Origin of the sequence: Rothia santali (genome assembly GCF_024199905.1) — a bacterium.
GTDB classification, from domain to species: domain Bacteria; phylum Actinomycetota; class Actinomycetes; order Actinomycetales; family Micrococcaceae; genus Rothia; species Rothia santali.
This window is the reverse complement of the sequence record NZ_JANAFB010000028.1, coordinates 1-21,404: the sequence shown is the minus strand read 5'-3', so window position 1 is coordinate 21,404 and position 21,404 is coordinate 1. Positions and strand designations below refer to the sequence as shown.

At 71.9% G+C, this 21,404-nt stretch carries 17 protein-coding genes; 13 read left to right on the top strand and 4 right to left on the bottom strand.

The annotated features are described in order from the left end of the window. Positions 1–110: 110 nt before the first annotated feature. From NBM05_RS11040 to secA, 7 genes are all read left to right on the top strand, one after another. Positions 111–1,100, top strand: coding sequence for a hypothetical protein (locus tag NBM05_RS11040; RefSeq protein ID WP_254167291.1), 990 nt, complete (start codon positions 111–113; stop codon positions 1,098–1,100). A gap of 184 nt (positions 1,101–1,284) precedes the next feature. Then, positions 1,285–1,974, top strand: coding sequence for an MtrAB system response regulator MtrA (mtrA, locus tag NBM05_RS11035; protein WP_309248154.1), 690 nt, complete (start codon positions 1,285–1,287; stop codon positions 1,972–1,974). Between the two features lie 31 nt (positions 1,975–2,005). Further along, on the top strand, positions 2,006–3,739 hold the full coding sequence (gene mtrB, locus NBM05_RS11030) for an MtrAB system histidine kinase MtrB (RefSeq protein ID WP_254167289.1): 1,734 nt from the start codon (positions 2,006–2,008) through the stop codon (positions 3,737–3,739). Between the two features lie 132 nt (positions 3,740–3,871). Further along, positions 3,872–5,530 (top strand): LpqB family beta-propeller domain-containing protein, encoded by a 1,659-nt coding sequence (locus NBM05_RS11025; RefSeq protein ID WP_507237316.1) that lies wholly within the window; start codon positions 3,872–3,874, stop codon positions 5,528–5,530. Positions 5,531–6,279: 749 nt separating this feature from the next. Next, the gene (locus tag NBM05_RS15685) at positions 6,280–6,714 is read left to right on the top strand and encodes a ComF family protein (RefSeq protein ID WP_254167279.1); all 435 of its coding nucleotides are present in this window, start codon (positions 6,280–6,282) and stop codon (positions 6,712–6,714) included. Between the two features lie 102 nt (positions 6,715–6,816). Beyond that, on the top strand, positions 6,817–7,575 hold the full coding sequence (gene hpf, locus NBM05_RS11015; protein ID WP_373689323.1) for a ribosome hibernation-promoting factor, HPF/YfiA family: 759 nt from the start codon (positions 6,817–6,819) through the stop codon (positions 7,573–7,575). 254 nt (positions 7,576–7,829) lie between these two features. Continuing rightward, entirely contained in the window at positions 7,830–10,676 is a 2,847-nt protein-coding gene (gene secA / locus NBM05_RS11010) for a preprotein translocase subunit SecA (protein WP_254167277.1), read from the top strand. A gap of 82 nt (positions 10,677–10,758) precedes the next feature. Here secA and NBM05_RS11005 read toward each other — a convergent pair whose 3' ends face one another. Then, positions 10,759–11,391 (bottom strand): Rv3235 family protein, encoded by a 633-nt coding sequence (locus NBM05_RS11005; protein WP_254167270.1) that lies wholly within the window; start codon positions 11,389–11,391, stop codon positions 10,759–10,761. A 313-nt stretch (positions 11,392–11,704) separates the two neighbouring features. Here NBM05_RS11005 and NBM05_RS11000 point away from each other — a divergent pair, with 313 nt between their 5' ends. Continuing rightward, positions 11,705–13,279: a sensor histidine kinase gene (locus NBM05_RS11000; protein WP_254167268.1), complete on the top strand. Its 1,575-nt coding sequence runs from the start codon at positions 11,705–11,707 to the stop codon at positions 13,277–13,279. Positions 13,280–13,458: 179 nt separating this feature from the next. Here the strand turns inward: NBM05_RS11000 and NBM05_RS10995 are convergent, their stop codons facing one another. Next, positions 13,459–13,707: a WhiB family transcriptional regulator gene (locus tag NBM05_RS10995; protein ID WP_129658945.1), complete on the bottom strand. Its 249-nt coding sequence runs from the start codon at positions 13,705–13,707 to the stop codon at positions 13,459–13,461. Positions 13,708–14,001: 294 nt separating this feature from the next. Here NBM05_RS10995 and NBM05_RS10990 point away from each other — a divergent pair, with 294 nt between their 5' ends. From NBM05_RS10990 to NBM05_RS10970, 5 genes are all read left to right on the top strand, one after another. Next, complete coding sequence (locus NBM05_RS10990) at positions 14,002–14,484, top strand: hypothetical protein (protein WP_254167266.1); 483 nt, start codon at positions 14,002–14,004, stop codon at positions 14,482–14,484. Positions 14,485–14,723: 239 nt separating this feature from the next. Beyond that, positions 14,724–15,911: a UDP-galactopyranose mutase gene (glf, locus tag NBM05_RS10985; protein WP_254167264.1), complete on the top strand. Its 1,188-nt coding sequence runs from the start codon at positions 14,724–14,726 to the stop codon at positions 15,909–15,911. A 32-nt stretch (positions 15,912–15,943) separates the two neighbouring features. Then, complete coding sequence (locus tag NBM05_RS10980; RefSeq protein WP_254167334.1) at positions 15,944–17,944, top strand: glycosyltransferase; 2,001 nt, start codon at positions 15,944–15,946, stop codon at positions 17,942–17,944. After that, positions 17,941–18,804 carry an ABC transporter permease gene (locus NBM05_RS10975; protein WP_254167262.1) on the top strand — a complete coding sequence of 288 codons (864 nt, stop codon included), beginning with the start codon at positions 17,941–17,943 and terminating at the stop codon, positions 18,802–18,804. Before NBM05_RS10980 ends, NBM05_RS10975 begins: the two co-directional genes overlap by 4 nt. A gap of 74 nt (positions 18,805–18,878) precedes the next feature. Next, positions 18,879–19,598, top strand: a complete 720-nt coding sequence (locus NBM05_RS10970; RefSeq protein WP_373689324.1) for an ABC transporter ATP-binding protein — start codon at positions 18,879–18,881, stop codon at positions 19,596–19,598. Positions 19,599–19,682: 84 nt separating this feature from the next. On the opposite strand, the gene NBM05_RS10965 is transcribed toward NBM05_RS10970, so the two are convergent. Continuing rightward, on the bottom strand, positions 19,683–20,501 hold the full coding sequence (locus NBM05_RS10965) for an ABC transporter ATP-binding protein (protein WP_254167261.1): 819 nt from the start codon (positions 20,499–20,501) through the stop codon (positions 19,683–19,685). After that, a partial coding sequence (locus NBM05_RS10960; protein WP_254167259.1) for a FecCD family ABC transporter permease occupies positions 20,495–21,404 on the bottom strand: 910 nt, incomplete at its 5' end. The genes NBM05_RS10960 and NBM05_RS10965, both read right to left, overlap by 7 nt.

The window sequence follows — 21,404 nt, the reverse complement described above, 5'->3', positions numbered from 1 at the left end:
CGGACGTCGGCGGTGCGAACACCCGTGGCGCGAATGCCGGTCGCGCGAACACTCGCGGCGCGAACGCCCGCGCCGCCGGCTCCGCCGAAGCGGAGCGCGAGCCCGGCCGGGTGCTGGCCACGACCCTCGGGCGCCTGCCCGGGACCGACCTGCGCGAGAGCCTGACCGCGGTGCGCGGGGAGCTGGGACACCCGCACCTGGGCGCCCTGCCCGAGCTCGACCGGGGCTACGCCTCGACCCGCCTGGCCCGCACGATCACGACCCTCGAGGGCCTGACCGCCGACGGCCAGGCCTTCGGCTGGCGCGTCCGCGAGGCCGAGTCCGTCGAGTCCCGGGCCGCGGCGTCGGCCTTCGCCAGCGACGTCAACGCGCTCGCCGACGTCGTGGGGGAGGAGGGCTCCGGGCACCGGGGCGGGCTGGTGCTGTCGCTGACGGGGCCGGTGAGCCTCGCCGTCGCGCTGCACCTGGCCAACGGCGAGGCGCTGCTGAGCGACCACGGGGCGCGCCGGGAGCTGACCGAGTCGCTGGCCACGGGCCTGGCGCGCACGGCCGCCCGCCTGCGCGAGGCCCTGGACGGCGAGGAGCTGCTGATCCGCTGGTGCGAGCCCGCGCTGGAGGCGGCGCTGCGCGCGGAGGTGCCCACCTCGAGCGGGTACCGCACCCTGCGGGCCCTGCCCCGCGGGGAGGCGGAGGCGGCGCTGGCCCGCGTCGCGCAGGCGACCCGGGACCTCGGCGCGGGGTCGGTGCTCGACGCCGCGGGAGCGGTGCCGGAGCCGGGCCTGAGCCGTGGATTCGACGGGATCGCGGTGCGCGACCCGGGGGAGCGCACCTCCGCGTGGGAGCCGGTCGCGGCCGCCGTCGAGCGCGGGACCCAGGTCTGGCTGGGGCTGACGCCGGTCGGGGAGAGGGACTCGGCGGTGCCCGCCGCCCGCCGCGCCTGGCGCGCGTGGAGGGAGCTGGGCCTCGGGGCGGAGGGCCTGGGGCTGATCCGCGTCGAGGAGTCGCGGCCGCTGGCCGGGCTGTCCCCGGAGCGCGCCGTGGGCGTGCTGCGACGCACGGCCGAGCTGGCGGAGGGACTGCACGAGCTGTCCCGGGAATGAGCCCGGGCGCGAGCCCCCGGGCCTCCGGCGCCGACCGGTCGGTCGCCCGGCTCCCGCGTCGTCCCGCCACGCCGCACCCGCTTTTCGCGTATTCTTGGCTGGAAGAGCACAGACAACGCACCTGCGCAGGCTCGGCGCCCCCGCGGGCCCGCCGTCCGGCGCGGGCGACCCGAGGGGAGGGCGAGTGAAAGCGCGCATACTGGTGGTGGACGACGACGACGCCCTGGCCGAGATGGTGGGGATCGTCCTGTCCAACGAGGGCTTCGAGCCGACGTTCTGCGAGACGGGCGACCGCGCCCTGGCCGCCTTCGAGAGCTACGACCCGGACCTCGTCCTCCTGGACCTCATGCTCCCGGGCATCAACGGCATCGAGGTCTGTGAGCGCATCCGCGAGTCCTCCGATGTGCCGGTCATCATGCTCACGGCCAAGTCGGACACGGAGGACGTGGTCCGCGGCCTCGAGGCCGGCGCCGACGACTACATCGCCAAGCCCTTCAAGCCCGCCGAGCTGCTCGCGCGCATCCGCACCCGCCTGCGCACGGGCGACAGCCGTCCCGCCGAGCGCCTGGAGGTGGGCGACCTCGTCGTCGACCTCGCCGGGCGCGCGGTGACCCGCGAGGGCCAGGCGGTGCGCCTGACTCCGCTGGAGTACGACCTGCTGGTCAACCTCGCCCAGGAGCCGGGCCAGGTCCTGTCCCGGGACACGCTGCTCCAACGGATCTGGGGCTACGACACCGACGCCGACCGCCGCCTGGTCAACGTCCACGTCCAGCGCCTGCGCGCCAAGATCGAGAAGGACCCGGAGAAGCCGCAGCTGATCCAGACGGTCCGCGGCGTCGGGTACAAGGCCAACGCGCTTCAGGTGCGGCGCTGACGCCCGGATGGTGACGCACAGGTCAGGAGGGGTGGTCCGGCGCGTCCTCGGCGTCGTGCCGGCCGCCTTCCGCGCCCTGCGCGAGAAGTGGCGGCGCTCCCTGCAGTTCTCGGCCGTGGTGGTGGCCACCGCCCTGTCGCTCGTGGGCTTCCTGGTCGCGGGCAACTTCCTGTCCACGCAGATCGCCAACAGCCTGTTCCGCGAGCGCCAGGAGCAGGCGCTCGAGGAGTCCTCCAGCGGCTTCGTCGACGTCCAGCGGATCTTCGACAACGCGGTGGCCTCGGACCAGACCGAGGTGCAGTCGCTGGTGCGCGAGACGCTGACCATCCTCGAGACCCACGGCGCCGACGCCAAGCGCCAGTGGATCCTGATCCCGGTGACCTACCAGGGCGGGCAGGGGTACGTCGGGCCGCAGAGCCAGAACGAGCGGATGACCGCCTCCTCGGTCCCGCGCGAGCTCCAAGCGGAGGTGGCCGGGCAGGACGGCGTCTACTGGCAGTCCTCCTCGATGCCGGTGGACGGCTCGGGCGACGACGTCCCGGTGCTGATCGTCGGCTCCAAGGTGCACCTGAACCAGGGCAGCGAGTTCGGCCTGTACCTGGTCTACGACTTCTCCTCCTCGCAGCAGACGCTGAACTACATCCAGTTCGTCATCACCGTGGGCTTCGTCATCCTCCTCATCTTCGTGGCGACCATCGTGTGGTGGGTGACCCGCAGCGTCATCCGCCCGATCTCGCAGACCGCGCGCACGGCCGTGCGGCTCGCGGGCGGTGACCTCGACGAGCGCGTCGTCGTGCGCGGGGAGAACGAGGCGGCGGTCCTGGGCTCGTCCTTCAACGACATGGCCGACAGCATCCAGCGCCAGATCGTGCAGCTGGAGACCCTGTCCAAGATGCAGCAGCGCTTCGTCTCCGACGTCTCGCACGAGCTGCGCACGCCGCTAACCACCGTCAAGATGGCCGCGGAGCTGCTCTACAGCGGGCGCGAGAAGATGGACTCGTCCTTCCAGCGCTCGACCGAGCTGATGTACCACCAGGTCGACCGGTTCGAGTCGATGCTCTCGGACCTGCTGGAGATTTCCCGCTTCGACGCCGGCTCGGCCACGCTGAACCTCAGCACGGTCGACGTCTCCGACTTCGTGGAGGACGCCATCGAGGCGGTCCGCCCGCACCTGGACAAGCGCGGTCTGGAGATCCGGGTACACGAGGGACTCGAGCGATGCACGGTGCAGATGGACCCGCGGCGCATCGACCGCGTGGTGCGCAACCTGCTGGTCAACGCCATCGAGCACTCTGAGGGCCGGCCGATCGATGTCTACCTCGGCAGCAACGAGACCGACGTCGCGGTCGCCGTGCGGGACCACGGCGTCGGCATGACCGCGGAGGAGTCCCGGCGGGTCTTCGACCGCTTCTGGCGCGCCGACCCCTCCCGCAAGCGCACGCTGGGCGGCACCGGGCTCGGGCTGTCCATCGCGGCCGAGGACGTCAGGCTGCACGCCGGCCGGCTGGACGCCTGGGGCGAGCCGGGCCACGGGGCCTGCTTCCGCCTCACCCTGCCGCGCGAGCAGGGCCGGAGCTCGGGGGACTCGCCGCTTGGCCTGCCGCCCGAGGGCGTGCCGGACACGCCGGCCTCGCTGTCAAGCGTCGGCGACGGGAGCGGGGTCGCGGCCGACGGCGCCGACCCGAGCGCGAGCCGGCGCGGGGGCGCCGGGACCCGGACGGCGTCGCCGGACGGACCCGGCCGGGACGAAGGAGGCGAGGCATGACGGCGGACCAGCTGCCCCGAGACCCTCGCCGTCCCGCGGGCCACGCCGGCGGGTCTCGAGCCGCTCGGCGCCCGCGCCGGGAAGGCGGCGCGTGCCCGCCGGGCCCGTCGCGCCTGGCTCCGGGCCGCGGCGATCGGCTCTGCCGCGCTCGCGGTCCTGACCGGCTGCGGCCAGATCCCCACCGGGGGCCCGGTCTACCACTACTCCGAGGAGGGCGGCGGGACCGAGAGCCCCGAGCCGCGCTACTCCCCGGCCGGCCCCGCCGACGGCGCGGAGCCCGAGGAGCTGCTGCGCGGGTTCATCGAGGCGGGGACCGGCGTCGCGGACGACTACTCCGTGGCCCGGGACTACCTGACGCCCGAGCTCGCCTCCACCTGGAGCCCCGAGGAGCACACGTGGGTGTACCGGGACGAGGCGAGCATCCAGCCCGGGGACGCCGAGGGCGCGGCGACGCTTGACCTCAGCGTCGGCACCGCGATCGACGACCGCGGGATCGCGACGTCCTTCCAGGTCCCCGACCAGCAGTCGATGCAGGTCGAGTTCGAGCAGGTCGAGGGCCAGTGGCGGATCTCCTCGATCCCGGACGGCACGATGCTCACCCGCACCGAGTTCGAGCAGCTCTTCCAGAGCTACTCGCTGTACTTCTACGACCCCACCTTCAGCTACGCCGTCCCGGACGTCCGCTGGTTCGCCAACCGCCCCGCCGTCGTCACCTCGCTGATCGGCACCCTGCTGCGCGGCCCCGCCCCGTACCTCGAGGGCGCCGTCACCACGGCCGTGCCGGAGGGGACCGGGCTGCAGCGTTCCTCGGTCCCGCTGAGCGGGCAGACGGCCGAGATCTCCCTGTCCGGGCCGCAGCTCGCCGACGTCAACCAGACCGGGATCGAGCGGATGTACACGCAGTTCCAGCAGACCCTGCAGTCGGTGAGCGCGGTCTCGGACATCACCGTCACGATCGAGGACCGCCGGGTCGAGGGCGGCCGGCTCAACGAGTACACCCCGCCCGTCATCGACCCCACGGTCCCCAGCCAGCAGGTGGGCGTCCTCGACGGCGGGCTCGTGTCCTACCTCGACGGGCGCAGCTCGCCCGTCCAGGGGCTGCGGGATCCGGCCTTCCCGCCCACCCTGCCGGCCATGAACGCGGACCGGGACACCTTCGCCTACCTGGACGAGGAGCGGCGCGCCCTGGGTGTGCGCTCCACCTCGGGCGGGGAGTACGACGCCGAGTTCGACGTCGAGCTGACGGCCCCGAGCCTCGACCGGACCGGCTGGGTGTGGACCGGGACGAGCGCCGGGGAGGTGCTGGCGCTGAGCCCCGACGCGCTCGGCGAAGGCTCGCAGGAGGAGCCCCGGCGTGTCGACGCCGCCTGGCTGGAGGGGCAGACCATCCAGTCGCTGCGGGTGGCCCGCGACGGCACCCGGGCCCTGGTGGTCACGGGCGAGGGCGACTCGGCCCGGGTCTGGGTCGCCGGCGTCGAGCGCGACGCCGACGGCACGCCCCTGCGCCTCGGCGAGCCGCTGCGCGTGGGCACCGACATCCAGGCCACGGAGGCGCACTGGATCTCGGACTCCTCGGTCCTGGCCGCCGACACCCAGGGCGACTCGACCCAGATCGTCTCCCTCTCGGGCGAGGTCACGGGCCTCAACGGGCTCTCCGGCATCGAGCACCTCTCGGCGGGCGACGGGCGGGAGTCGATCTTCGCCCAGACCGACACGGGCACGTTCAAGCTGGAGGGCACCTCCTGGACGCGGGTGACCACCGACGTGCGGGACCTCGCCTTCGCCGGGTGATCGGGAGGTCGGTCCTCGCGTTCGGCGGGTGGCTCGGGAGCTCGTCGTCGCCGACGCGCGGTGACTCGGGGCACCTCCTCGCCTTCGCCGGGTGATCCCGGGTCTCGCCGGGGCGGGACGCCCTCGGGGCGGTTCCGCCCGGGCTCGGGCCGGACGTCGTCCACAGCCGCCGTCGGAAGGCCCCTCGTCGGCCCCCGATCCACCATCGGGGGCCTCGTGGTGCCCGGGCCGCCGGGCGCACACCGGATGCGGTCCATGATGGCGGCATGAACGCGACGATCCGGCCGGGCACGCCCCGGGAGACCAGACCACCCATGCCGCCGGGCACGGCGAGCGGACCGACGACGCCGCGGGCCTCGGGCCGGCGCGCGCTGCCCAGGGGCCCCGCTGGCCTGACGCGCGGCGCGGACCGGCTCGCCGCGGCCTGCTGGGACGGGATCGCGGCCGCCGTCGAGCTCGTCCTGCCCCAGGTCTGCGCCTCCTGCGGTGCGGGCGGGTCCGCCGTGTGCTGGACCTGCCGCCGACTGGTGCACCGGGCGACGGCGCGGCCCCTCGGCGGGCGCCGCCGCGCCGCTGTGGCCCGAGGACCTCGTGTGCGCGGCCGCCGGCGTCTACCGCCACGAGGTGGCGCGGCTGCTGCTGGCGTTCAAGGAGGGCCAGCGGCTCGACGTCGTGCCCGTGCTCGCCGCGGCGCTGGCCCGTGCGCTCGAGGCGAGCCCGGCCTGCGCGAGCCGGGCCCCGTCTGGCTGGTGCCGGTTCCCTCGGCCTCCGCGGCGTTCAGGCGGCGCGGGTTCGTCCCGGCCGAGCTGCTGGCGCGGCGCGCCCTGCGGTCGGTGCGGGCCGTCGCGCCGGGTGCGCGGGTCGTGCGCCTGCTGGCCCCGCGGCCCGATCCGTGGTCCTCCTGCCCGCGGCCCTGCGCCCGGCCGGAGTGCGGCCCAGAAGGCCTCGGCGCGCGCCAGCGGGCCCGGCGGATCCGGGGATCCCTGCGGATGCGCCGGCCGCTCCCGGCGCGGGCCGCCGGGGCGGCGATGCCGCGGATCGTGATCGTGGACGACGTGTTGACCACCGGGGCGAGCCTCTGCGAGGCCCGCCGCGCGTTGGAGGCCGGGGGAGCGGCGGTGGCGGGCGCCGTCGTCCTCGCCACGGTGGCCCCGCCCGGCGGAGAGGGGGCCGCCATGCTGTGAGTGAACACCCCGAGGACGCCGGTGTGTCGCGACGAAACGTCGGTGACGAATGCCGCGCGGTCAACTAGCGTGGGGGTAAGGAGACGGTCAGACCCTCTCCCCGTGCTGGTGATCGACGAGGTCGCCGAAGACCGGATCGGTAACCGCACCCACCCACAACAAGGTGAGGTCATCGTGGAACTCAACGTCTACGGCCGGAACATCAAGGTGCCTTCTCGCATGCGGGATTACATCGAGGAGAAGGTCGAAAAGTTCGAGAAGCTCAACGACCGCGTCGACCTGATCGAGGTCAAGGTCACCAAGGTGGGCACCGGCCCCAACGCCATCACGGTGGAGATCACCGTCAACAGCCCCGGCCCCATCCTGCGGGCCGAGGCCAGCGGACCGGACAAGTTCGCGGTCTTCGACGACGCCTACGGCAAGCTGCTCGAGCGTCTCCGCCGCGCCCGCGACCGCCGGAAGATCCACCGGGGCAACCACCGGCCCATCTCCGTCTCTGAGGCCACCGGCGCGCTGCCGGTCATCGACGCCCCGGGGGAGCAGGGCAGGATCGTCGTGGAGGGAACCCACGAGGACCTGCCCGTCGAGGAGCTGGCCTTCAATGACGACTACCCGCTGTCGGACGACACCACCCCCGTCGAGATCCGACGCAAGACCTTCCCCACCGAGAAGCTGACGGTGGACGAGGCCGTGGACCGCATGGAGCTGGTCGGCCACGACTTCTACCTCTTCGTCGACTCCGAGGTGGACCGCCCCGCCGCCGTGTACCGGCGCAAGGGCTGGACCTACGGCGTGATCACCCTCGGCGACGACGCGCCCGCCGGGGGCAAGAGCGAGACCCGGGTCTACAAGGCCCTGTAGGTCGGCCGCCCGCCGGCTCCGACGGCCGGCCGGAGCGTGAGGGGCCCGTCCCGCGGCGCGGGGCGGGCCCCGCCGCGCGCCACGGCACGTGACCGGGCTCAGCCGGTTGCGTAGGGTGAATCTCTAGCGAACGCCCAGGGCACGCGACTACAGTCGCGTAGAATGACCCGTTGGGCGAGGCCGTACCGACCGCGCATCGACCCGCCGCCAGCGGGCCACCACCGAATCTCGTGAACTACTAGGAGTAAGCGCCCGTGGCATCCTTCCTGGAAAAGATCCTTCGCACCGGGGACAAGCGGCTGCTCAAGCGGTTGAGGGTCTACGCCGAGGCGATCAATTCGCTCGAGGAGGACTTCAAGCAGTACTCCGACGCCGAGCTGAAGGCAGAGACCGAGGCGTTCAAGCAGCGCGTGGCCGACGGCGAGAGCCTCGACGTGATCCTGCCCGAGGCCTTCGCCGTGGTGCGCGAGGCCTCCGCCCGCACGCTCGGCCAGCGCCACTACGACGTCCAGCTCATGGGCGGCGCGGCGCTGCACCTGGGCAACATCGCCGAGATGAAGACCGGTGAGGGCAAGACGCTGGTCGCGACCGCGCCCGCCTACCTCAACGCGCTGACCGGCAACGGCGTGCACGTGGTGACCGTCAACGACTACCTCGCCGAGTACCAGGCCAACCTCATGGGCCGCGTGTTCCGCTTCCTCGGCATGGAGGTCGGCGTCATCCTGTCCCAGCAGACCCCGGAGGTGCGCCGCAAGCAGTACGAGGCGGACATCACCTACGGGACGAACAACGAGTTCGGCTTCGACTACCTGCGCGACAACATGGCCTGGTCGATCGAGGATCGCGTGCAGCGCGGCCACCACTTCGCGATCGTGGACGAGGTCGACTCGATCCTGATCGACGAGGCCAGGACGCCCCTGATCATCTCCGGGCCGGCCTCGGGGCAGGCCAACCGCTGGTACGGCGAGTTCGCCCGGATCGCCAAGAACCTGAAGCGGGAGAACGACTACGAGGTCGACGAGAAGAAGAAGACCGTGGGGGTGCTGGAGCCCGGCATCGAGAAGGTCGAGGACCACCTGGGCATCGAGAACCTGTACGAGTCGTCGAACACCCCGCTGATCGGGTTCCTCAACAACTCGATCAAGGCCAAGGAGCTGTTCACCAGCAACAAGGACTACGTGGTCCTCAAGGGCGAGGTGCTCATCGTGGACGAGCACACCGGCCGCATCCTGCCCGGCCGCCGCTACAACGAGGGCGTCCACCAGTCGATCGAGGCGAAGGAGGGCGTGGAGGTCAAGGCCGAGAACCAGACCATGGCCACCGTGACCCTGCAGAACTACTTCCGCCTCTACGACAAGCTCTCGGGCATGACCGGCACCGCCGAGACCGAGGCCGCCGAGTTCGTCAACACCTACGACCTCGGCATCGCGGTCATCGAGCCCAACAAGCCCATGCAGCGCATGGACAAGCCCGACCTGGTCTACAAGAACGAGGTCGCGAAGTTCGCCGCCGTCGTCAAGGACATCGCCAAGCGCTACGAGACCGGGCAGCCGGTGCTCGTGGGCACGACCAGCGTCGAGAAGAGCGAGTACCTGTCGAAGCTGCTGGCCAAGGCCGGGGTGCGGCACGAGGTGCTCAACGCCAAGAACCACGCCCGCGAGGCCGCCATCGTCGCCCAGGCCGGGCGCAAGGGCTCGGTCACGGTCGCGACCAACATGGCCGGCCGCGGCACCGACATCATGCTGGGCGGCAACGCCGAGTTCAACGCGATCGAGCGCATGCGCGAGCTCGGGCTGGACCCGGCGGAGAGCCCGGAGGAGTACGAGGCCCGCTGGCCCGAGGTCCTCAAGGCCGAGGGCGAGGCCGTCAAGAAGGCCCACGACGAGGTCAAGGAGCTCGGCGGCCTGTACGTGCTCGGCACCGAGCGCCACGAGTCCCGCCGCATCGACAACCAGCTGCGCGGCCGCTCCGGCCGCCAGGGCGACCCCGGCGAGTCGCGCTTCTACCTCTCCCTCTCGGACGACCTCATGCGCCTGTTCAACGGCGCCGCGGCCGCCCGCCTCATGGCCGGCGCCCCCGACGACGCCGCCCTCGAGCACCGCATCGTGACCCGCGTGATCGCCTCGGCGCAGAACCAGGTCGAGTCGCGCAACGCGGAGCAGCGCAAGAACATCCTGAAGTACGACGACGTCCTCAACCGCCAGCGCGAGGCGATGTACGCCGACCGCGCCAAGATCCTCGAGGGCGACGAGATCGCCGAGCACATCCAGCGGTTCATCACCGACGTCATCACCTCCGCGATCGCGGACAAGACGAGCCAGGGCCACGCCGAGGACTGGGACCTGCCCAAGCTGTGGAGCGTGCTGGAGACCATCTACCCGGTCAGCGTCTCCATCGAGGATCTCGAGGAGGCGGCCGGCGGGTCGTCCAAGCTCACCCAGGAGAAGATCACCGAGGAGATCCTCTCCGACGCGCGCCTGGTCTACGAGGCGCGCGAGGAGGAGGTCGGCTCCGAGGCCATGCGCAACATCGAGCGGCGCGTGATCCTCTCGGTGATCGGGCGGCACTGGCCCGAGCACCTGTACGAGATGGACTACCTCAAGGAGGGCATCGGCCTGCGGGCGATGGCCCAGCGCGACCCGCTCATCGAGTACCAGCGCGAGGGCTACGCGATGTTCCAGTCCATGATGGGCACCATCCGCGAGGAGACCGTGTCCTACCTGTTCAAGCTGGACCTGTCCAAGCAGCGGACCCAGATGTCCTCCCAGGCCCTCAAGGTCCCCGAGCAGCCCTCGTTCCTGCGCTACACCGCGCCGAGCGAGGACGGGGGAGAGGAGAGCCGGGTCGAGGTCCCCGCGGGGGAGGGCCGCCCGGCCCGGTCGAGGAGCGGCCGCGGGGCCGCGGAGACCGCGTCGGCCGGTGCCTCCGGCGCTTCCCGGACAGCCGCCCCCGCGGCAGCCTCGGCGGGCTCCGCCGTGAGCGGGGAGCCCGCCGCGGACCGCGGGACCGTGGCCACGCGGACGGCCGAGGACGACGCCGCACCGGCCCCCGCCAACCGCAAGGCCAAGCGCGCGGCGCAGAAGAACTCCCGCAAGCGCTGATCCCGGTGCTCGCGCCGGCCGTGCGCCGCGCGGGCGACCGGGTGGCCCGGCGGCCGGTCGAACCGGCCGCGGGCGCGGCCTCTCAGCCGATCTCCGCCTCGACGATCTGCCACTGCCCCCGCGGCTTGTGGATGCGCAGGGCCAGGGCGCGGGTGCGCTCGCCGTCGTCGACCACCACGCTCGCCTCGTACTCCTCGGGCGCCACGCGGATCGCCCGGACCCTGCGCAGGCGGGTCTCGCGTGGGCCGTACCTGCGCGGGGCGCGCGCGGCGTCGTCGGCCTCGGTCGGCCCGGCGGAGCCTCCTCCGGCCCCGCCCCCGGCCTGGCGCCGCGGCGAGGGGCCGGTGCCCGAGCGGCGGCCCGGGACCACCACCCGCGCGGTGGAGCGGCCCGTGGCCCCCGGGGCCGCCGACGCCGCCCGGGACTCGATCCCGGCCCGCAGCCGCAGCCTCTCCAGCACGCGGGGGTGCACCCACCGGGCGAGCTGCTCGACCGGGCGCCCGCCCGTGACCGCCTCCACCAGCGCCACCCCCATGGTGGCCGCGATGGCGTGGACCCGGCGCAGCTGCTCCTCGGGGTCCGCGGCGCGCCGCCGCCACCGGTAGAAGGCCGGCGGCCCCGCCGGGTGGCCCCCGGGCGAGGCCGGGACGCTCTCGATGGACAGGACGGTGCCCCGCCTGAGCCGGGCTCGGCGGTCTCCGGGAACGGCGCTCATACTCTGGTCCTCCTCCTTCGGCTCGTCGTCGAGCCCTCGCGGCGTGCGGTCCGGCGGGAGCGCGCGGCGGCGGGCGGCAGACGCCGCGTCGGATCCCCCAGCACCGCTCCCCGCCCGCCGCCGACGCGCGATCTCCCCGCGCGCACCGGCCTGGCGGTCGATACCCCACCATGAATACCCCCAGCGCGCCGCGGCGGTAAAGGGACACACCCCCGACGCCGCCCACACGGCGTCTCGAGCAGTCACCCGGCACCGGTTCCCCCGGCTCGGCATAGGATGGAGTCGGTACCCGCCGTCGACCCCGAGGAGCCCCATGACGCTCGCCGACCCGCTGCTGAAGACCGGGGAGTTCGGCCCCGGGGACTCGGAATGGCTGCACCTGCTCGTCGGCGACTGGCAGCTGGTCTCGGACCTCGCGCAGGGCGACCTGGTGCTGTGGTTCCCGCAGGAGTTCGTGGGGGCCCAGGCCGCCGACCGCCTCCAGGGCGGGCCGGCCGAGGGGACGGGCTTCGTCGGCCTGGCCCACGTGCGGCCCTCCACCGCGCAGACCGTCTTCCACCGGGACATGGTCGGCCAGCCGATGGCCTCCGACGTCGTCGCCGGCGCCCGGGACTGTTGGTACGAGCAGACGGTCCACCCGCTGGACCGGGTCGACTGGAACAGCGAGTCGAGCATGCGGGTGGTCGTCTACCCGCTGGTGCGCAACGGGCGCACGATCGCCCTGCTGACCGTGCACCACGGCCTCCTCTCCGCCCGGATGCAGGGCCGCCTGGACACCGTGTTCCGCGAGACCGCCCGCGAGCTGCTCAGCATGGTCGCCCGGGGCGCGTGGCCGGACTTCTCCGCGCCCACAGGCACTTCGCGCGGCAACCCGCGCGTCAGCGACGGCGTGATCCGGCTCGACGCCGAGGGGCGGGTCACCTTCGCCAGCCCCAACGCGGTCTCGGTCTACCGCCGCCTGGGGTTCCAGGGCTCGCTCACGGGCCAGTTCCTGGCGGAGCTGACCCGCGACCTGCTGCCCTCCACCGGCAAGGCGGACGAGACGCTGCCGCTGGTGCTCACCGGCCGGATGCCGTGGCGCAGCGAGATCGGCACCTCGCGGGCCAGCGTGACCTTCCGGGCGATCCCCCTGCGCCGCCAGACCCGCCGCGGCGAGGAGCGCTTCGGCGCGATCCTGCTCTGCCGGGACGTCACCGAGCTGCGCCGCCGGGAGCTCGAGCTCATGACCAAGGACGCGACCATCCGGGAGATCCACCACCGGGTCAAGAACAACCTGCAGACCGTCTCGGCGCTGCTGCGGCTGCAGGCCCGCCGGATGACCTCGCAGGAGGCGCGCGAGGGGCTGGAGCAGGCGATGCGCCGCGTGGCGACCATCGCGATGGTCCACGAGGCGCTCTCCCAGGGGCTGACGCAGAGCGTCGACTTCGACGACCTCATCGGCCGCCAGTTCCGCCTGGCCGCCGAGGTCGCCTCGCCGGGCCAGGCGGTCAGCACCGAGTTCACCGGCCACTTCGGGCAACTGCCGAGCGAGCTGGCGACGCCGCTGGCGCTGATCGTCAACGAGATCGTCGCCAACGCCGTCGAGCACGGGCTGAACGGGTCCTCCGGGACCGTGGGCCTGGACGGGTGCCGCACCGAGTCCGAGGACGGCGAGCCGATGCTGGTGGTCACGATCTCCGACGACGGCGTCGGGATGGGGGACAGCTACGTCGAGGAGTCGGGGGTCTCGGCCTACCGGCCGCCGTCGGAGGGCGAGGGGCTGGGCATGCAGATCGTGCGGACGCTGGTCGCGAGCGAGCTGAAGGGCTCGATCCGCTGGCAGCCGCGGCCCGGCGGGGGCACCGAGGTGGTTATCACGGCGTTCATCCCCGAGGACTCCGCGGGCTGAGCGCGGGCCGGGGACACCCGGGGCCGGCCTCGGGATGCGGTGAAGGCCCGGGACGCGGCGAAGGCCCGAGACGCGACGAAGGCCGCCACGCGAGATGGCGGCCTTCGGAGGCTGACCGATCGGAGTCGGGGACGCGGGAACCGGAGACGGTCCCGAGCGGCCCGGCGGACGGGCCCGGTCTAGGAGGCGCGGCGGGCGCGGGCTGCGCGGCGTTTCATGGCGCGGCGCTCGTCCTCGCTCATGCCGCCCCAGACGCCCGAATCCTGTCCGGTCTCGAGGGCCCACTGCAGGCACGTCTCCATGACGGTGCAGCTGCGGCAGACGGTCTTGGCCTCTTCGATCTGCAGCAGGGCAGGGCCCGTGTTGCCGACGGGGAAGAAGAGTTCGGGGTCCTTTTCGAGGCAGGCTGCGCGACTGCGCCAATCCATCGTTGCACGCTCCTTGTGTGATTTCATCCCGCGGGCTCAACGGTTCATCCGCGAGGACAAGCAAACGGCCCCCTCGATGACGGTGCGGGGGCCTCCTTGTGAACTTTTATTAGGTTCCCATGTAAACAACCTGTGAACAAGGGTTTTCCGCCGAGGCGAGCGCGCACGGGCGGTTGTTTCTTATCACACGCCCGCGTGCTTGACACGAGGTTTCGCTCCGATATGAAGGACCCGGCCGCAAGGGGCCTGCACGCCGCGCGACGCCGCCCCTCGGCCCTCCTTAGAATGGTCACCATGACCTCCTCCGCGACGCCCGACGAGCCACGACCCGACGACGCGACGCCCGACGGCGCCGTGCCCTCCCCGGCGGACCACGACGTCGTCCGCGCCCCGCGGGCCGTGGTGCTCCTGAGCGTGCTGGTGGGCCTCGAGGCCGCGGCCCTGGTGCTGCTGGGGCTTATCCAGATCGCCGAGACGTTCTTCCTCGAGCGGACCATGCCCGTCGGGGCCATCGTGCTGATGAGCCTCATCTACATCGGGTTCGGGCTCTGGCTGGGCCTCGCGGCGCGGGCCGCGCACCGCGGGCGGATGTGGCCGCGGGCGCTGATCATCCTCGCCCAGGTCTTCCTGGTCATCATCTCCGTCCAGTCGGCCCCGGTCTGGGGCTGGCCGATCGCGATCCTGCCGATCCTCTACGGACTGCTCGTGGCCCTGATCCTGTTCAGCCGCCCCGTCCAGGCCCACCTGCTGCGGGAGGCCCGGCGCGTCGAGGGCTGAGACGGCGTCCCCGCGCCCGCGATCCGACGCCCTGCGCCCGCGGCCCGGACACGGTCATGCGGTAGGTTGGGGGTCGAGCATCACGACCCCAGCGCGCCTGGACCCCGTTCAGGCTTCACACAGGGCGCGTCGATTAGGATTCTCGAAGAGAAGACCCGGGCCGGCCTCCAGAGCCGGCGCGGGAGAAGACAGCTCGGCCGCACGGACGCGGGCGGGCGCAACAACACACAGGAGTTTGCGTGAACGCGGATCTAGTGGTCGTCGGATCGGGCCTCTTCGGGCTGACCATCGCCGAACGAGCTGCCACCGAGCTGGGGCTGAAGGTCGCCCTGATCGACCGGCGCCGCCACATCGGCGGCAACGCGTACAGCGAGCGGGAGGAGCGCACGGGCATCGAGGTGCACCGCTACGGCGCCCACCTGTTCCACACCTCCAACGAGCGCGTGTGGGAGTACGTCAACCGCTTCACCGCCTTCACCAACTACGTCCACCGCGTCTACACGCGCCACCAGGACGAGGTCTACCCGATGCCGATCAACCTCGGCACGATCAACCAGTTCTTCCGCTCCGCCCACGGCCCCGCCGAGGCGAAGGCCCTGATCCAGGAGCAGGCGGGCGAGCTCGCCGGCACCGACCCGGAGAACCTGAACGACAAGGGCATCCAGCTGATCGGCCGCCCCCTCTACGAGGCGTTCATCAAGCACTACACCGGCAAGCAGTGGCAGACCGACCCCAAGGACCTGCCGGCCTCGATCATCAGCCGCCTCCCGGTCCGCTACACCTACGACAACCGGTACTTCAACGACACCCACGAGGGCCTGCCCGTGGACGGCTACACCGCGTGGCTCGAGCGCATGGCGGACCACCCGAACATCGAGGTCCACCTGGACACCGACTTCTTCGACGGCGAGCACGCCCTGTCCCGCTCGGCCGTCATGGGCCAGGTCCCGGTGGTCTACACCGGGCCGGTGGACCGCTACTTCGACTTCGCCGAGGGCGACCTGTCCTGGCGCACGATCGACCTCGAGGAGGAGGTCCTGCCGATCGAGGACTTCCAGGGCTGCTCGGTCATGAACTACCCGGACGACGACGTCCGCTTCACCCGCATCCATGAGTTCCGCCACTTCCACCCGGAGCGGGACTACACCAAGGACGCGACCGTCATCATGCGCGAGTTCTCCCGCTTCGCCGAGAAGGGCGACGAGCCCTACTACCCGGTGAACACCGAGGTCGACCGCGACAAGCTGCGCAAGTACCGCGACCTCGCCCGCGGCGAGGAGTCGGTGCTGTTCGGCGGCCGCCTCGGCACCTACAAGTACCTGGACATGCACATGGCGATCGGCTCGGCGCTGTCCATGTTCGACAACAAGCTGCGCCCGCACTTCGAGCGCGGCGAGAAGCTCGTGAGCGGGGGAGTCGACGCGTGAGCAAGGCCCAGGACACCACCGCGCCCGCGCGCATGCAGACCCTCCAGCGGGTCATCCTCCCCGAGGTCCAGCAGATGGACACCATCCCGCTCTACGTCGACTCCGGCCAGGCCGCGGGCGTGCAGCTGTCCACGATGAACGGCTCGCTCGGCAGCAACGACTCGCTGTCCGGCGAGAAGCGCGGCGAGCCGCAGGGCTCCGGCTCCGGCTCCGCCGCGTCCTCGGCCGCGTCTGAGGCGCACGCCGAAGACTTCATCGGCCGCCGCTCGACCCTGATCCGCCCCGGCTCCAGGCTCTCGTTCGCGACCTACTTCAACGCCTTCCCGGCCTCCTACTGGAAGCGCTGGACCACCGTGGACGAGGTCCGCCTGGCCATCCGCACCCAGGGCGAGGGCACCGTCATCGTCTACAAGTCCAACCCGCGCGGCTCGCTGCAGCGCGTGGACTCCCGGCAGGTCTCCGGCCGCCAGGCCACCGACTTCGACCTGCCGCTCAAGCCCTTCGGCGACGGCGGCTGGTACTGGTTCGAGCTCGTCGCGGGCACCGAGTCGCTGGTCCTCGAGGAGGCCGAGTGGCAGGCCGCCGACGACGGCAGCGAGCCCGGGCGCATCACGCTCGAGATCACGACGCTGAACAAGCCGGACTTCTGCCTCAACAACCTGCGCTCCTTCGCGGACAACCCCGAGGTGCTGGAGCACCTGCAGGAGATCCTCATCGTGGACCAGGGCACCCAGAAGGTCCAGGACCAGGAGGACTTCGAGGAGGTCGCGGCGCGCCTGGGCGGCAAGCTGCGGATCATCAACCAGGCCAACCTGGGCGGCTCCGGCGGTTTCGCCCGCGGCATGTACGAGGCCGTGGAGAACGGCAGCGACTACGCGCTGCTGCTGGACGACGACGTCGTCGTGGAGCCGGAGTCCATCGTCCGGCTGCTGACCTTCGCGGACCGGTGCCGCAAGCCCACCATCGTGGGCGGGCACATGTTCGACCTGTACAACCGCTCCGTCCTGCACACCTTCGGCGAGATCGTGAACACCTACCGGTTCCAGCCGGACCAGCCGCACCAGGAGCAGGTGCTCGGGCACGACTTCCTGTCCTCGAACCTGCGCAGCACCCCGTGGCTGCACCGCCGGGTCGACGTCGACTACAACGGCTGGTGGATGGACCTCATCCCCACCCGGGTCATCAAGGACATCGGGCTGTCCCTGCCCGTCTTCATCAAGTGGGACGACGCCGAGTACGGCCTGCGCGCCAAGCGGGCCGGCTACCACACGGTGTCCCTGCCGGGCGCGGCCGTGTGGCACGTGTCCTGGATCGACAAGGACGACCTCGTGGGCTGGCAGGCCTACTTCCACATCCGCAACCGGATCATCGCGGCCCTGCTGCACTCGCCCTACGACCGCGGCGGCCGCCTCCTGCGCGAGTCCTCCTACGCGGACGTCAAGCACCTGATCTCGATGCAGTACTTCACCGAGGCCGGGCGCATCATGGCGCTGCGCGACGTGCTCGCCGGCCCGGACCAGCTGCACGAGATCCAGCCGCAGCGGCTGCCGGAGATCCGCGGGCTGATGAAGCAGTACCCGGACGCGCAGTTCGCGGAGGACATCGAGTCCTTCCCCGAGCCGCGCATGGACAAGCCGCCGCGCAACGGCCGCGGGTTCAGTGCGCCGTCGTACCGCTCGCTGGTGCCGTGGGCCCTGAAGACCGTGACCAAGCAGCTGGTCCGCCCCGTGGACCCTGCCGTCAAGGAGCACCCGCAGGCCCACATCGCCCACCAGGACAACCGCTGGTGGCGTATGTCCCAGTTCGACTCGGCGCTGGTCTCCAACGCCGAGGGCACCGCCGTGTCCTGGTACCAGCGCGAGCCGGAGCAGCTGCGGAACAAGCTCGTGGAGGCGACCCGCCTGCACGCGCGCATCCTCCGCGACTGGCCCAAGCTGCGCGAACAGTACCGCGAGGCGGCCCAGCGGATCACGTCCTTCGAGGCGTGGCAGAAGACCTTCGAGAAGCATACGGACTCACAACTCACGCGATGACCGAAATCAGCGAACGCGCGTTCCATAGCCCCGGCCGCGGCCGGGGCCTGGTGGACGCCCTCAAGAACCGATACCTCCTGCGGCTGCTCGTGGACAAGGAGCTGCAGGTCAGATACCGGGGCTCGGTCCTCGGCATCCTCTGGTCCTACGTCAAGCCCGGTGTGCAGTTCATCGTGTTCTACATCGCGCTGGGCGTGTTCCTGGAGCTGAACAAGGGCCTGGACAACTACGCCGTCTACCTGTTCTCGGGGATCATCCTGCTGAACTTCTTCGGCGAGGCCTTCGGCAACGGGGCCCGCTGCATGGTGGGCAACGGGGCGCTGATCAAGAAGATCTACCTCCCGCGGGAGCTGTTCTCGGTCTCGACCATCTGGGTCGCGCTCGTGCACTTCCTCCCGCAGCTGCTGGTCCTGCTGATCGCGTGCTTCGTCGTCGGGTGGCGGCCCGGGCCGATGCAGCTCGGGGCGGCCGTGGTGGCGATGATCATCATGGTCATCTTCTCCTTCGGCCTCGGCCTGATCTTCGGCGTCGCCAACGTCTTCTTCCGGGACGCGGAGAACATCGTCGACCTGCTGGTCATGGTGCTGACCTGGCTCTCGCCGGTCATGTACTCGTGGGAGCGGGTCGCGGCGGCCGTCCCGGCGTGGGGGCTGCACCTGTACCTGAGCAATCCGATCACGGTCGCGGTGGAGCTGTTCCACTTCGCGTTCTGGGCGCCCACGCTGGAGGGGGAGTGGCACGTGCCGCCGCACCTGCTGACCCTGTGGACGCCGGTGGCGGTCGTGGTCGCGCTGCTGTTCATGCTGGTCGGCGACCTGCTCTTCCGCAAATTCGAGGGCACTTTCGCCCAGGAGCTCTGATACCCGTGTCGTGGATTGACGACGACCCCGAACTCGGCGGGGAACCGCGGCCCTACGTGCCGTCGACCGAGCCCGTGGTGATCCGCATCGGCGGCGTGGCCAAGCGCTTCGTGCTGCGGCACACCCGGTCCATGAAGGAGGCCTTCGTGTGGCTCATCAAGGGCCGCAAGGGGGACCTGTCCGAGAAGTTCAACGCGCTCGACGGCGTCGACCTCGAGATCCGCGAGGGGGAGCGGGTCGCGCTGCTCGGCCTCAACGGCTCGGGCAAGTCGACGCTGCTCAAGCTCATCTCCGGCGTCATGCACCCTGACGGCGGGGAGATCAAGACCCGCGGGCGCATCGCCGGGCTGATCGAGGTCGGCGCGGGCTTCCACCCCGACCTGACCGGCCGGGACAACGTGTACCTCAACGGAGCGATCCTCGGCATGACCAAGGCCGAGATCGACGCCAGCTTCCAGTCGATCGTCGACTTCTCGGAGATCGAGCAGTTCATCGACACCGAGGTGAAGTTCTACTCCTCCGGCATGTACCTGCGCCTGGCCTTCGCCGTCGCGGTGCACACGGACCCGGAGATCTTCCTCGTGGACGAGATCCTCGCCGTGGGCGACGAGCCGTTCCAGAAGAAGTGCATCCGCAAGATCAAGGAGCTCTCCGAGAAGGGCAAGACCCTCGTGGTGGTCAGCCACGACCTGGACATGGTCGCGCGGCTGTGCGAGCGCGGCGTCGTGCTCGAGAAGGGCCGCGTGGTCCAGGACGGGGACATCCGCGACGCCGTGCACCGGCTGCGCGGCTGACCCGCGCGTCCGGGAGGCGAAAGACGGGCGAGGGGGCGGCACGCCGAGCGCGTGCCGCCCCCTCGCCCGTCTCCGGCGTCGGGCTCAGCCCGCCCGGGAGGCCGCGGGGACCACGAGCGGCCCTCCCGTCTCCGGGTCCTCGACGACGACGGCGCGCAGCCCGAAGATCTCCCGCAGGTTCTCCGGCGTGATCACCTCGCGCGGGGAGCCCTCGGCGACGATCGCCCCCTCGCGCAGCGCGATCAGGTGCCCGGCGTACCGGGCCGCTTGATTGAGGTCGTGGAGCACCGCGACGATCGTCGTGCCCGCTGCGTTCAGCCGCGCGAAAAGGTCCAGGAACTCGATCTGGTGCGCCATGTCCAGGTAGGTGGTCGGCTCGTCCAGGAGCAGCACCTCGGTCTCCTGGGCCAACAGCATCGCCGCCCAGACGCGCTGGCGCTGGCCGCCCGAGAGCTCCGCGACCCGGCGCCCGGCGAGCTCGAGCGTGTCCGTGCGCCGCAGGGCCGCCTCGATCGCGGCCTCGTCCGCCCGGCTGTTCACGTGCCACGCGTTCTGGTGCGGGAAGCGGCCGCGCCCGACCAGCTCCCGCACCGCGATGCCCTCGGGGGCCGTGGCCGACTGGGGGAGCAGCCCGACCCGGCGCGCGATCTGCTTCGGCGCCAGCCCCTCGAGCGGCTCGCCGTCCAGTAGGATCCGCCCGGCGGTGGGCCGCAGCAGCCGCGCGAGCCCGCGCAGCAGCGTCGACTTGCCGCAGCCGTTGGCCCCGATGACCGCCGTGAAGGAGCCGTCGGGGATCTCGGTGCTGAGCCCCTCGATCACGGGGCGGTCCCCGTAGCCGAGGCGGATCCCCTCGATCGCGTACCGGGCGGCGCGCCCGGGGGCCTGTGGACGTTCGTTCACCATGACTTCTTCCTCGCCTCTCGGATCAGGAGGACCACCAGGTAGGCGCCGCCGAGCACGATCGTGACCGTGCCCACCGGCACCCCGCCCGGCACGGCGTACTGGGCCACGAGGTCGGCGCCGAGCAGCAGGAACGCGCCGGTCAGCGCCGATCCCGCCAGCGGGAGGCCGGGAGACCGCAGCAGCCGCGCCGCGATCTGCGGCGCGGTCAGGGCCACGAAGGCGATGGGCCCGGAGGTCGCCACCGCGAGCGCGACGAGCGCGACGCCGAGCACCACCACCGCGAGCCGGGCGCCCCCGGCCCGCACCCCGTGGGATCGGGCGATGTCGTCGCCGAGCTCGAGCTGGCGCAGCGCGGCGCTCGCCATCGCGACCAGCACCAGCAGGAGCACGACGCCGGCGGCCGCGAGCAGCATCGCCTCCCGCGTCGACCCGGCCAGGGAGCCGGCGCCCCAGATCGAGGCGCTCATCGCGACCTCGGCCTGGGCCCGCAGCAGCAGCCACTGGTTCACGGCCGTCAGCATGGCCGTGACGCCGATGCCGACGATCACCAGCCGGAACCCCTCGATGCCCCGTCGATAGGTCAGCGCGAGCACGACCGCGGCCGTGGCCAGGCCGCCGACCAGCGCCCCGACCGCCGCGCCGTCGAGCCCCGCCCCCAGGACGGTCAGCGCGAGGATCGCCCCGGTGTAGGAGCCGCTGGTGAAGCCGATGATGTCCGGCGAGCCGAGGGGGTTGTCCGTGAGGGACTGGAACAGCGCCCCGGAGACGGCCAGGGCGGCCCCGACCGGCTGCACGCCCAGGGCGAGCGCCGTCTCGGCGTCGCCCCAGCCCAGGGCCACCACGCGCTGCGGGTCTTCGGGCACGTCCACGTCACCGAATTTGGTCGAGACGGTGGTGCCCGAC

Excerpts from the sequence above, each read along its gene's own strand:
- NBM05_RS11005 (WP_254167270.1), bottom strand. The coding sequence starts at position 11,391 with ATGAGCGCCGTTCCCGGAGACCGCCGAGCCCGGCTCAGGCGGGGCACC.
- NBM05_RS10990 (WP_254167266.1), top strand. The coding sequence starts at position 14,002 with ATGACCTCCTCCGCGACGCCCGACGAGCCACGACCCGACGACGCGACG.
- NBM05_RS10975 (WP_254167262.1), top strand. The coding sequence starts at position 17,941 with ATGACCGAAATCAGCGAACGCGCGTTCCATAGCCCCGGCCGCGGCCGG.
- NBM05_RS10995 (WP_129658945.1), bottom strand. The coding sequence starts at position 13,707 with ATGGATTGGCGCAGTCGCGCAGCCTGCCTCGAAAAGGACCCCGAACTC.
- NBM05_RS11000 (WP_254167268.1), top strand. The coding sequence starts at position 11,705 with ATGACGCTCGCCGACCCGCTGCTGAAGACCGGGGAGTTCGGCCCCGGG.
- NBM05_RS10965 (WP_254167261.1), bottom strand. The coding sequence starts at position 20,501 with ATGGTGAACGAACGTCCACAGGCCCCCGGGCGCGCCGCCCGGTACGCG.
- NBM05_RS10980 (WP_254167334.1), top strand. The coding sequence starts at position 15,944 with ATGCAGACCCTCCAGCGGGTCATCCTCCCCGAGGTCCAGCAGATGGAC.